Origin of the sequence: Actinokineospora sp. PR83, from assembly GCF_021056305.1 — a bacterium.
In the GTDB taxonomy this organism is placed as follows: Bacteria; Actinomycetota; Actinomycetes; order Mycobacteriales; family Pseudonocardiaceae; genus Actinokineospora; species Actinokineospora spheciospongiae.
The window spans coordinates 7,527-19,487 of sequence record NZ_JAJCXD010000112.1 but is presented as its reverse complement, the minus strand read 5'-3'; the positions used below and the strand labels follow the sequence as shown (position 1 = coordinate 19,487).

The window sequence follows — 11,961 nt, the reverse complement described above, 5'->3', positions numbered from 1 at the left end:
CGGCCCGCTCCATCCCCGACAGAGTCCCGCCCCGGCCCGCCCGGCTGATCACCCCACCCCGGGCCCGCAGCACCCCGCGCTCCAGCAGACCCACGATCACGGTGTCCACCGCCCGCCGGGGCCCACCGGTGAGCAACCCCACGGAGAACGCACTCCACTCGTCCCCGGCGGCGATCCGATCCGCGTGCTGGGTGGCCTGGGAGCGGTCGTGGGCGTGCAGGAGCAGCGGCACCGCGACGACCAGCGCGAACGCCCCCGCCCAGGCCCACCCCAGCCCATCCATGCCTCCAGGCTAGCCGGCGGGGCGGGCGGGATGGAGGTTGATCACCCCGATGGCCGATCCCCTCGGTGCGCTCCTGGGGCGCTTTGGGATTCTGCTGTGGTGCCCGGGTGGATTTGCCAGGCCATGTCCGTGGAGCCGGGATTGTGGTGGGGGTGCCCGACTGGGTGGATGTGCTTGGCCGGGGCCCCTATGGCGATCATGGGCCCAGTGTGACCGAGTGGGGCTGAAGGGATGCCCCACAGCCCAAGCAGGCTTGCACATGATCACCACCCCCGGCCAAGCACATCCACCCACCCGGGCAGTTGGGTAGCCGAGCCTGCGGTTTTCGGGGTGGCTGGTTGTCGCTGCGCCGGTGGGGGTTCGGGCGGCTGCCTGCCAGCCACACCAAACCCTGGCGACGCAGCGAACGACCACCGCAAGAAACCGGCGGTCTGGCGGCCAGGTCGCTATCCTCGGGGTGAGATTCGCTGTGCTGTCCGTCATGGGCATTTCGCTGGTGGAGCGGCCCGTCGCTGACCCAGAATCGCGGGGTGTCCACTCCGTTCCCGCTTCGCCTGCCCCGCGTCCGCCCGCTGGCCCTCTCCGGCCTCCCCGCCGCGATGGGGCTCGGGCTGCTCTCCGCGCTGTTCTTCTCGGTGTCCTTCGTGGCCAACCGCGGCCTGTCCGTCGGCGGCGGGGCGTGGGAGTGGACGGCGGCGCTGCGCTACCTGATCACGCTGCCCGTCTTCGCCGCCGTGGTGGGGTTCCGCGGTGGGCTGGGCCCGGTCGGCGCTGCCCTGCGTGCGGCACCGGGGCGGTGGCTGCTCTGGGGGACCGTCGGGTTCGGCCTGTTCTACGCGCCGCTGTGCTTCGCCGCCGACAGTGCGCCCGGGTGGGTGGTCGCGGCGGTGTGGCAGGTGACGATCGTCTGCGGGATGGTGCTCGCCCCCGTCCTCTACCGCGACCCGGCTCGCAGGCGGATCCCGCCGGTGGCGCTGGTCCTGTCGCTGGTGGTGCTGGGTGGGGTGGCGTTGACCGTCCTGGAGGCGCCAGGGGGGCTCGGCTGGTCCGTGGTCATCGGGGTTGTCGCGGTGCTGGTGGGGGCGGTTGCGTACCCGGTGGGCAACCGCAAGTCGATGGACCTCGGTGGCGGGTTGGACACGTTCCAGCGGGTTCTGGCGTTGACGGTCGGCAGCCTGCCCGGGTGGGTCGTCCTCGCCGTGGTGGGTGGGGCGCGGACGGGGTTGCCGTCGGGGACGCAGGTCGTCGGGACGGCGTTGGTCGCGCTGTCGTCCGGGGTGGTGGCGACGGCCTTGTTCTTCGCCGCGACCCGGCGGGTGCGGGACAACCCGGTGCACCTGGCGGCGGTGGAGGCCACGCAGGCGGGTGAGGTCGTGTTCGTGGCCGTGGCGGAGCCGCTGGTGTTGGGCGGGGCGGCTCCGGGGGCGGTGGCGTGGCTGGGGATCGTGGTGATCGCCCTGGGGGTCGTGGGGTACGCGGTGGCCGGGCGCGGCTGATTGTCCTGAGTGGACCTGGAACGCAGCCTGTGGACAACTTTTCGCCCCCAGAACCATCCCGCCGTAATCTTCGTCCCCGGTGAACGGCCGACGAGGGTTGGGGGACGCGTGCGGATGCGGATCGCGGTGGTGCAGGTGTTGGCGCTGGCCGTCTGGTTCTCGGTGTCGGCGGTGGTGCCGAGCCTGCGGCAGGAGTGGGGGATCGGGGCGGCTGAGGCGGTGTGGCTGACCGGGGCCGTGCAGGTGGGGTTCGTCGTGGGCGCGGTCGGGTCCGCCGCGCTCACCCTCGCCGACCGGGTCCGGCCGCACCTGCTGCTCGCCGCCTGCGCTCTTGCCGCCGCCGCCTGCACGGCGGTGCTCGCCGTGGCCGTCGACGGGATGGCCGGTGCCGTGCCGCTGCGGTTCCTGACCGGGGTGTGCCTGGCGGGGGTGTACCCGGTGGGCATGAAGCTGATGGCGTCCTGGTCGGAGTCGGCCACCCGGGGGCGGTCGCTGGGGATTCTGGTGGGGGCGTTGACGGTGGGATCGGCGCTGCCGCACCTCCTCGGCGGGGTCGGGCACCTGCCGTGGCGCGGCGCGCTCGCCGTCGCGGCCGGGCTGGGGGTGGTGGGGGCCGTGGTGGCGGTCGTGTCCGTGCGGCCGGGGCCGCACGCCGCGGTGGGTGCGCCGCCGCGCAACCCCCGGTACGCCGTGGCGATGTTCGGGGAACGGGGCCCTCGGCTGGTGAACCTCGGCTACTTCGGGCACATGTGGGAGTTGTACGCGCTGTGGACCTGGTTACCGGCCTTCCTGGTCGCCGCCGGTACCGGGGGCGCGGCCTCGGAGGTCCTCGTCTTCTTCGCCCTGGGCGTCGCGGGGGTCGCCGGGTGCCTCCTCGGCGGGTGGGCCTCGGACCGGTGCGGGCGCTCGTCCGCGGCCGTGGGGGCGTTGGCGGTGAGCGGGGCGTGCTGCCTGCTGTCGCCGATCGCCTTCGTCGCGGGGCCCGCCGCGCTTGCGGTCCTGTGCGTGGTGTGGGGTGCGGCGGTCATCGCCGACTCGGGGGTGTTCTCCACCGTCCTCAGCGAGACCGCCGACCAGCGGTACGTGGGCACCGCGCTGACCGCCCAGACCGCGCTCGGCTTCACCCTCACCACCGTCAGCATCCAGCTCGTGCCGGTGTTCGCCGGGGCCGTGGGCTGGCGGTACGCGTTCCTGCTGCTCGCCCCCGGTCCGCTGGTCGGGGCGGTGGCGATGCGGTTGTTGCGGGCGGGTCGACCACCGTCCGGAGTGGATGGTCGCTTTGTGCGGACGGCCTCGGATTGATCGTTCCCCGCGTTTCCCTACTTTCGCAGGTGGTGTTCCGGAGCCCGGGCTGGGATGGGGGAATTGGGTCACCCGAGAGGCTGTGAATGAATTTCGGCTTTCCTGACAAAGTATGTGGTGACGCATTGTGGCAAACGGAGCAATTGGCAATAGGGGGCCTCTGAGCTGGGCGAACGGTGACTGTTTCTGGCTTCAACCATTTCCGTGGTGGCCGCCCACCTGCGGAAATGGTAGATCGTGACCCCGCTCACCCGGTACTCTCCGTGTCGTCGTAACGGTGAATTCGCCGTTTCGTGTGGTGAACAGATACCCCTCCTGTGTTACGTCGCAACTGACTGTGTCCTATGGTCAGAGCCGCTGCGCCAACGTCGGCCGAACAGATCGCAGGAATCCGCAATGACGACAGGAGCCCTCGTGTGACCCACGCCAGCCAGTCGCCGCCCCGCGCCCTCCGGGCTCAGGTATCCGACCCGTTCGTCCCCCGACCACGGCGCTCCGCCGTGGACCTCGAGGTGGTCATCCCGGCCTACAACGAGGCGCGCAGGCTGGGGGTGTCGCTCACCGCCACCGCCGACTACCTGGCCGGGGTGCCGTGGTCGACGCGGATCGTCGTGGTGGACAACGGCAGCAGCGACACGACCTCCCGGGTGGCCCGCACCGCGGCCTCCGCCGCCGTCCCGGTGGAGGTCATCGGCTGCTCCACGGCGGGCAAGGGCGCGGCGGTCCGGCGCGGCATGATGACCAGCTCCGCCCGGTTCGTCGGGTTCATCGACGCCGACCTGGCCACCCCCATCGACGCCCTCGGCCCGGCCGCCGAGCTGCTGGAGCAGGGCGCCACCGCGGTGATCGGTTCCCGCTACGCCACCGGCGCGGCCATCGTGCGCAGGCAGCCGGTCACCCGGCGCGTCGGCGGCGCCGCGTTCCGGGCGCTGACCAGGCGGGTCGTGCCCGGGGTGTCGGACACCCAGTGCGGCTTCAAGTTCTTCGAGCGCCGCGCGGTGCAGCGCGCCCTGTCCGGCTGCGCGGTCACCGGCTTCGCCTTCGACGTCGAGCTGCTGCGCGGTGTGCAGGCCCAGGGCGGCACCGTCGTCGAGCTGCCGGTGAACTGGACCGACGACGCCCGCTCCACCTTCCGCCCGCTGCGCGACGGGCTGCCCGCGTTCCGCGCCGCCCTCGGTCTCCTGGGGACGAACGGATGAGCGGCGTGTCGGGTTCGGACGGACCGGTGAGCGGTCTGCAAGCGCTGCGGGGGCGCTCGGTCCTGCTGGTCAACTGGCGTGACATCAGGCACCCGCAGGCGGGCGGCGCCGAGCTGTACGCCCACCAGATCGCCCGCCGCTGGGCCGCCGCGGGGGTGAAGGTCACCTGGCTGACCTCGCGCCCCGAGGGCGCCGCCGCCCGCGAGGTGATCGACGGCGTGCAGGTCCTGCGCCGGGGCGGGCAGTTCTCGCTGTACCCGGCGGCGGCCTCGGCGCTGCTGCGGGTCGGCTCGCTGTTCGACGCCGTGGTGGACTGCCAGAACGGCATCCCGTTCTTCGCCCCCGCGTTCGTGCCGAAGTCCACCGCCGTCGTCCAGGTGGTGCACCACGTGCACCAGGACCAGTTCGGCGCGCACTTCAGCAAGCCGGTGGCCGCCGTGGGCCGGTTCCTGGAGGGCCCGGTCAGCAGGCGCGTCTACCGCGACCGGGCCATGGTCGCGGTGTCCCCGTCGACCCGCCGCGACATGCGCACCCGGCTGGGCGCGCGGGGCCCGGTGTTCATCGTGCCCAACGGCAACGAGCCGTCGGTGCTGCGCGCCGGTCCGCGCGACCCCGACCCGACGATCGTGCTGGTGAGCAGGCTGGTCGCGCACAAGCGGGTCGACCTGCTGCTGCGCGCGCTGCCCGAGGTGCTCACCGCCGTGCCGAACCTGCGGGTGGAGGTCATCGGCGACGGCCCGCTGCGCAGGCCGCTGGAGCTGCTGGCGGGCGAACTGGGCCTGCGCGGCTCGCTGCGCTTCCGCGGCAGGCTCTCCGACGCCGAGCGCGACGAGCTGATGCAGCGCGCCTGGCTCACCACCTCCACCTCCCAGGGCGAGGGCTGGGGCTGCACGGTGCTGGAGGCGGCCCGGTTCGGCGTGCCGTGCCTGGCCATCGCCGCCGCGGGCATCGACGACTCGGTGCTCGACGGCCGCACCGGCTGGGTCGTGCCGGACGCCGCCGCGCTCGCCCAGGGCGTGGTGGACGCCCTCACCGCCCTGGCCGACGACAACACCGCCGCCGCGGTGTCCGACCGCTGCCGGGCGTGGGCGTCCGCGTTCACCTGGGACCGCAGCGCCGAGCTGCTGGCCGGGGTGGTCGGCGCCGAGATCACCCGCCGCGGCACCGCGCGCCGCAGCCGCCGCCACGCCCGCTCCGACATGGCGACCGCCGTGCGCTTCCGGGTGCCCCGCGACGTCCCGGCCCCCCGGGGCAGGCTGACCGACCAGGTCCGGGTGGACGGTGAGCACGGCACGGCGCTGCTGCACGGCTGCGACGAACTCGACGCCGAGTCGGTGCTGGCCCGGTGGAACGTCGAGCCGGTCAGCGTCGAGCTGGCCACCGAGGAACACCTGCTGACCGGGGTGAACCCCCTGCCCGCGGCCTCGTCGACCGCGGTGGAGCGCCGGTGAGCGGTGCGCCGCTGGCCCGCGCGGGCCTGCAGGTGGCGGGTGCGACGGTGGTGGTCAGCCTGGTCAGCTACGGCTACGGCATCGTCCTGGCCCACCTGCTCGACGGCGCCCAGTACGCCGTGTTCGCCGCGGGCCAGACCATGCTGCTGCTGGCCGGGACCGCCTCGGCGGCGATTCCGTGGGCGCTGGCCAAGGCCGTGCGCGTGCACCCGCCGGGCTCCCCGCAACGCCGCTCGGCCATGGCCCACAGCGTCGCGCTGAGCCTGGTCGGCGCCTTGGTCGTCGCCCTGGTGCTGGGCGGGATCAGCGCCGTGTACGCGCCGGTGCCCGCGGTGCTGGCCACGGCCGCCGCGGTGGCCGCGGTGGTGCTTCCGGGGACCGCGATCGGCTGGTTGCAGGGGGAACTGCGGTTCGCCCGGCTCGCCGTGCTGCGGGTGGCGGAGGTCGTCGTCCGGGTGGCGCTGGGCGCGGCGGCGGTCGTCGCCGGGTTCGGCGCGGCCGGGGCGCTGGGCGCGTTCGTGGTCGGTTCGGCGGTACTGCTCGTCGGTGGCCTGACCGCGCGCGCCTTCCGCGACGGCGTGCCGCGGACCGCGGGCGGCACACAGGACGGTGACCTCGGTCCGACCGGGACGGCCGGGCCCGCCTGGCGCGACCTGCGCTGGCGGCCGGGCCTGCTGGGCGACCGGTCGCGGTGGCGGGAGACGGCCGGGCTGACCAGGGCGCAGGCGCTGCTCGGCGTGTTCACCGCCACCGACATCGTGCTCGCCCCCGTGCTCGCCGGGGCCGACACCGACACCGCGGGCTTCCAGTTGGCCAGCACCCTCGGCCGGGCGCCGCTGTACGTGGCCACCGCCCTGGCCGTCGTGCTGTACCCGAGGCTGGCGGGCCCGGACCGGCGCGACGCGCTGCGCTCGGCGCTGTCGGCCTACGGGTGGCTCGGCCTGCCCGCCGCCGCCGTGCTGGTCACCGCCCCCGCCGACGTCCTCGGCCTGGTCGTGCCCGCCCACCTGTCCGGCGTCGGGGGGCTCGTGGTGGCCACCGCCGTCGCCGGTCTCGGCTACGGGGTGGTGACCCTGGTGGCCACCGTGCACCAGGCGCGCGGCGCGTTCGGGCAGGTCACCGCCATGCTGTCGGTCGCGATCGGACTGCTGGTCGCCGGGCTGGCAGCGGGCTGGTTCCTCGGCGGGGTGCCGGGGCTGGCCGTCGGCACCGCGCTCGGGTCGGTTGCCGCGGCCGTGGTGGCGGTGCGCACCGAGCCGCTGCCCGTCCCGGTCGGGGCCGTGCTGGCCACGCTGGTCGCGCTGCCGCTGCTGTGGCTCGCGCGGGCGTGGACCCCGGCCTGGGCCGTGCTGGTGGTGGCGCTCGGGCTGTTCGCGCTGTGGCGGCTGCGGTCGGGTCGGCCCCAGCCCGCGCCCGGTGAGCGGCTGCGGGTGCTGCACCTGGGCTTCGAGGACCCGGCGCTGCCCGGGTCCGGCGGCGGGGCGGTGCGCACGCACGAGATGAACCGCAGGCTCGCCCGCAACCACGACATCACCGTGCTGACCACCCGCTGGCCCGGCTGCGTCGACCGGGTCGAGGACGGCGTGCGCTACCTGCACGTCGGCGTCGGGTCGGGGCGCACCTACCTGGGGCGGATCGCGGGCTACGCCGTGGCGCTGCCGTTCGTCTCCCGCAGGCACCGGGCCGACCTGGTGGTCGAGGACTTCTTCGCGCCCATCTCCACCATGGCGGCTCCACTGTGGACCAACCGGCCGACGCTGGGCATGGTGCAGTGGCTCAACGCCAGGGAGAAGGCCCGGCAGTACAAGCTGCCGTTCCACCTCGTCGAGCGCGCGGGCGTGCGCACGCACCGGCGGATGGTCGCGGTGTCCGACGGCATCGCGCAGGAACTGCGCCGGATCAACCGCACCGCCCGGGTCGACGTGGTCGGCAACGGCGTGGACGCGCGGGCGTTCGACGTGCGGGAACCGCGCGGGCGCGACGTGGTGTTCGTCGGCAGGCTGGAGATCGCACAGAAGGGCCTGGACCTGCTGGTCACCGCGTTCGCCGCGCGTGCGGGCGACCTGCCGGGCGACCTGGTGCTCGCGGGCACCGGCCCGGACGAGGAGCGGTTGCGCGCACTGGCCGCGCGGGCCGGGATCGCCGACCGCGTGCGGTTCGCCGGGTGGGTGGCCGGGGTGGACAAGTACCGCCTGTTCGCCGGGGCCGCCGTGGTCGCGGTGCCGTCGCGGTTCGAGACGTTCGGGATGGTCGCGGTCGAGGCCGCGGCGGCGGGCAGCCCGGTGGTGGCCTTCGACATCGACTGCCTGCGCGAGGTCGTGCCCGAGGCGGTCGGCGTGCGGGTCCCCTGCTTCGACACCGACGCGCTGGGCGCGGCACTGGTGTCACTGGCCCTGGACCCCGAGCGGGCCGACCGGCTCGGCGCGGCGGGGCGGGAGTTCGCGCGGGCGTACTCGTGGGACTGGTTGGCCGAACGGCAGGAGGAGAGCTACCTGTCGGCTATTCGGGAGTGGAGCGCGGATGCCGCACACGGTGGTCGCTGAGCGCGAGCGCGATGCGTTGCTGGGTCAAGGCTTCCTGGCGGTGCCCTCGCTGTTCACCGCGGAGGAGGTGGCGGAGGTCGCCGCGGAACTGGACCGGCTGTTCGAGTCGTTCCCGGCGCTGCCCGCCACCAGCGTGCTGGACCTGGGCTCGGCGGACGGCGACTTCGGCGCCGACGTGCCGGAGATCCTGTACCCGACGGTGCTCTCGCCCGCGCTGCGCCGCTCGGCGGTGTTCCGGCGCAGCCGCGACCTGGCCCGGCAGGTCCTCGGACCGGGCACGTGGTTCCGGTTCGACCACAGCATCCGCAAACCGCCCAGGTGCGGGTTCGAGACGGTGTGGCACCAGGACCGGGTGCACAAGCGCTCCGGGCTCGCCGAGCGGCGGCTCAACGTGTGGGTGCCGATGGGCGGCGTCGGGGCCCGCGACGGGTGCATGCGGTACGTGCCGCGCAGCCACCTCGGCGGGGTGCTGGCGCACGAGGAGGTACCGGGGCGGCGCGGGGCGCTGCGGACGGTGGGCGTGGACGAGTCGGCCGCGGTCGACTGCCCGCTGCCGGTGGGCGGGGCGGCGATGCACCTGTTCGAGACGGTGCACTCCGCACACCCGAACCTGGGGGACGGGACGCGCACGGCGTGGATCCTCCAGTTCACCCGCCCGCGCGCGGTGGTGCCCGCCGCGAGCCTGGCGCACCAGGGCATCCACCGGTGGCGGACGCGGTCCTGGCGTTCCCGGTGAGTTCGCGCGGTTCTGACTTGTCCGAAGTGGAGAGGGGGCTCGGGTGACCGGGTTGAGCGGGTTGTCCGGTCGTCGGGTGCTGGTCGTGGGGAACTTCGGCAACGGCAACACCGGTGACGAAGCGCTGCTGGCGCGGGCGTTGCAGGAACTGCCCGCGACCGCGGAGGTGAGCGTGCTGTCGCGCAACCCCCGCATGGTCGAGTGGACCCACGCCGTGCCCGCGCGGCCGATGACCCCGCTGTCCTTCGCCGCCGCGCTGCGCTGGTGCCAGGCGGTGCTGGTGGTCGGCGGCGGCATGTTCGGCGCCGGGCTGCCGCCGCTGGTCCGGCTGCTGCCCTCGGTCGTCGCGGCGGCCGAGGCGGCCGGGCGCGACACCTTCTACCTGGCGATCGGGGTGTACCCGGGCACGCCCCCGCTGGCCATGCGCGGCCTGCGCGCCGCGGCGCGGGCGGGCCGGATCACCGTGCGCGACGAGCTGTCGGTGCGGACGCTGGGGGTCGCGGTGCCGAACGTGGGCGACCTGGCGCTGCGGCTGGAACCCGAATCGCCCGAGGCGGCGGACCGGGCGCTGGTGGCCGCCGGGGTGGACCGCAACCGGCCGCTGCTGTTGCTGTCGTTGAAGGCGTTGCCGTCCGCCGAGCGGATGGGGGTGGCTGTGGACAGTTGTTTGCGCGCCGCCCGGCGGTGGCGCGACCATGGTGGGGAAGTCGCGGCGGTGTCGCTGTCGACCCACGCGGACTACGGCCTCGGCCTGGCCCGGCGGGACTCGGTGCTGGCCGGGGAACTCGCCGAGCGGCTCGGCGCCGAGGTCCCGGTGGTCGGCCCGCAACTGCCGCCGGGGCTGGCGAAGGCCGTGGTGGGGCGGGCCTCGGCGGTGCTGGGGCTGCGGCTGCACGCGCTGGTGTTCGCGGTCGGCTCGGGGGTGCCGTGCGCGGGGTTCGCCTGGGAGGAGAAGACCCGCGCGTTCCTGGCCGAATCGCCCGGGGCGACCGCGGTGACCGGAGTGGACGAGGTGGAGGACTGGGTGGAGCGGACTGTGACGGGGGTGGTCGTGTGAGCACGGCTCGGGTGGTGCCCGTGGGTGCCGGGCAGGCGGTGCCCGCGGGCGCCGGGTGGGTGCTGCCCGCCCCGGGGCGGGGTTGTCGCGCGGGCGCGGAACGGTCCGCGGCGGCGTGGAGTGTCGATTCTGGTGTGGAGGTGTGGGCGTGACCGCGGTGGCTGTTCCCCCGGTTGGGGTGGCGTCTGTCGGTGCCAGGTGGGTGTTGCCCGCGCCGGCCCGGGGGTGCCGTGCGTGGACGGTTCGGCCTGCCGTGGTGCCGAGTGCCGATCGTGGTGTGGGGGTGGGCTCGTGACCGCGGTGGCCGTTCCGCCTGCGGGGGAACCGGCGGTGGTGTCGCACCGGCGGGCGCCCGGCGTCGGGTGGCTGGTGGGTGCCGGGGCGGCGGTGGTCGTGCTGGCGCTGGGGTTGCGGGTGTGGGGGCTGGTGACCGCCAACGACCTGTTCATCGACGAGGTGACCTACTCGCGGCTGGCGCTGTCGGTCAGCCGGGGTGAGTGGCCGAACCTGGCCGGGCAGCCGTTCCACCTGCACCCGCCGCTGACCTTCCTGATCAACGGTGCGGTGATCGACGTCTTCGGGCTCTCCACCGACCCGACCTCGCTGGTGTTCCAGCTCCGGTGGGTCAACGCCCTGTTGGGGGCGGTGGGCGTGGGGTTGGCCTACGCGCTGCTGCTGCGGGTCACCCGGCCGTGGATCGCCGTGGTGGGCGCGGTCGTCCTGGCCGCCGACCCGTTCGTGCTGCGCAACGACAGCAGGGTGATGCTGGAGACGCCCGCGTTCGTGTTCGTCCTCGCCGGGCTGCTCTGCGTCCTGTCGCGCAGGCGGTGGGTGGCGGTGCTGGGCGGGGTGCTGCTGGGCCTCGCCGTGGTGGCCAAGGACGTCGCGGTCGTGCCCGCCCTGCTGCCCTTGGTGCTGGCGGTCGTGTGGCGCAGGACGATGCCGCTGCGGCAGGGGCTGGTCGTGGTCGCGGCCGGGCTCGTGCCCTACGCCGCCTACCTCGTGGCGCTGGGGGTGACCGGGCGGCTGCCGGGCTGGTGGGCGGCGAAGGTCGGCGGGCTGCGGCGGATGGCCGGGCTGGACCAGATCACCGGGTTCAACTCCGCGCAGGCACCGAGCCTGCTGGACGCGCTGATCTCGCAGCTGACCCGGTTCGGCACGTCCTACGTGCTGCTGGGCCTGGCGGTCCCGGCCGGGCTGTGGGCACTGCGGTCCACCAGGGCCGACCGGAGGCTGGTCGGGCTGGTGGCCTCGGTGATGGGGCTGCTCGGCCTGTTCGCGCTGGCCTTCGGCACGCTGGAGGAGCAGATGGGGTACTTCGTCGTGGTGCCGGGCGTGCTCGCCGTGGGCATCGCCTTCGCCGAGCCGCCCCGGTGGACCCTGCGCGCCCGGCCGGTGTTCGCCGTCGCGGCGGCGCTGGTGGTGCTGGCGGGGTTGGCGTCGGCCGTGCACGCCCGCAGCGTCCGCGACAACGCCTACCAGCAGGCCAGGGAGTACCTCGACACCCGGTTGCCGCCCGGGTCGCGGGTCGGGTTGACGTCCCCGACGGCGCAGTTCGCGTTGCACTCGGGTGAGGGCAACGACCTGCACGTGGGCACCTGGGTGTCGTTGGGCGCCCTGCAGCAGCACCGGGCCGACTACGTGCTCACGCAGAGCCGCCCGCTCAGCCGGGGCTACGGCTACGCCTCGCCGGACCTGCTGCCCTGGTTGGCGAAGCACGCCCGACCCGTGTTCACCTTCTCCGGCCCGACCGGCGGCGACACCGTCGTCTGGGAGCTGTCGCAGGCGGAGTTGGACGCGGCGGTCAGCCGGGGGCAGCTCATCCCCGAGGTGGTGACGCCGTAGCGCCGAACCCTCGACCACGCCCGACAGGGCGTTCCGGGTTCTCTTCGCG

Annotated in this window: 8 protein-coding genes and 1 pseudogene; 8 read left to right on the top strand and 1 reads right to left on the bottom strand. The window is 74.5% G+C overall.

Annotated elements, in window-relative coordinates:
- Positions 1-283, bottom strand: a pseudogene (locus L6E12_RS30895) (hypothetical protein); the annotation flags it as partial.
- Between the two features lie 530 nt (positions 284-813).
- Here L6E12_RS30895 and L6E12_RS30890 point away from each other — a divergent pair.
- From L6E12_RS30890 to L6E12_RS30855, 8 genes are all read left to right on the top strand, one after another.
- Positions 814-1,779, top strand: a complete 966-nt coding sequence (locus tag L6E12_RS30890) for a multidrug resistance efflux transporter family protein (protein WP_236231457.1) — start codon at positions 814-816, stop codon at positions 1,777-1,779.
- A gap of 114 nt (positions 1,780-1,893) precedes the next feature.
- Positions 1,894-3,081 (top strand): MFS transporter, encoded by a 1,188-nt coding sequence (locus L6E12_RS30885; protein WP_236231456.1) that lies wholly within the window; start codon positions 1,894-1,896, stop codon positions 3,079-3,081.
- 500 nt (positions 3,082-3,581) lie between these two features.
- On the top strand, positions 3,582-4,280 hold the full coding sequence (locus L6E12_RS30880) for a glycosyltransferase (protein ID WP_236231455.1): 699 nt from the start codon (positions 3,582-3,584) through the stop codon (positions 4,278-4,280).
- Between the two features lie 26 nt (positions 4,281-4,306).
- The gene (locus L6E12_RS30875) at positions 4,307-5,731 is read left to right on the top strand and encodes a glycosyltransferase family 4 protein (RefSeq protein WP_236231454.1); all 1,425 of its coding nucleotides are present in this window, start codon (positions 4,307-4,309) and stop codon (positions 5,729-5,731) included.
- On the top strand, positions 5,728-8,274 hold the full coding sequence (locus tag L6E12_RS35590) for a glycosyltransferase (RefSeq protein ID WP_236231453.1): 2,547 nt from the start codon (positions 5,728-5,730) through the stop codon (positions 8,272-8,274). The genes L6E12_RS30875 and L6E12_RS35590 overlap by 4 nt, the downstream gene beginning before the upstream one ends.
- Entirely contained in the window at positions 8,252-9,010 is a 759-nt protein-coding gene (locus tag L6E12_RS30865) for a phytanoyl-CoA dioxygenase family protein (RefSeq protein WP_236231452.1), read from the top strand. The genes L6E12_RS35590 and L6E12_RS30865 overlap by 23 nt, the downstream gene beginning before the upstream one ends.
- Positions 9,011-9,053: 43 nt before the next feature.
- Positions 9,054-10,067, top strand: a complete 1,014-nt coding sequence (locus L6E12_RS30860) for a polysaccharide pyruvyl transferase family protein (RefSeq protein WP_236231451.1) — start codon at positions 9,054-9,056, stop codon at positions 10,065-10,067.
- A 291-nt stretch (positions 10,068-10,358) separates the two neighbouring features.
- The gene (locus tag L6E12_RS30855) at positions 10,359-11,912 is read left to right on the top strand and encodes a glycosyltransferase family 39 protein (RefSeq protein ID WP_236231450.1); all 1,554 of its coding nucleotides are present in this window, start codon (positions 10,359-10,361) and stop codon (positions 11,910-11,912) included.
- The last annotated feature ends 49 nt before the right edge of the window (positions 11,913-11,961 follow it).

Coding starts and splice junctions, on each gene's coding strand:
- L6E12_RS30865 (WP_236231452.1), top strand. CDS start 8,252: ATGCCGCACACGGTGGTCGCTGAGCGCGAGCGCGATGCGTTGCTGGGT.
- L6E12_RS30885 (WP_236231456.1), top strand. CDS start 1,894: ATGCGGATCGCGGTGGTGCAGGTGTTGGCGCTGGCCGTCTGGTTCTCG.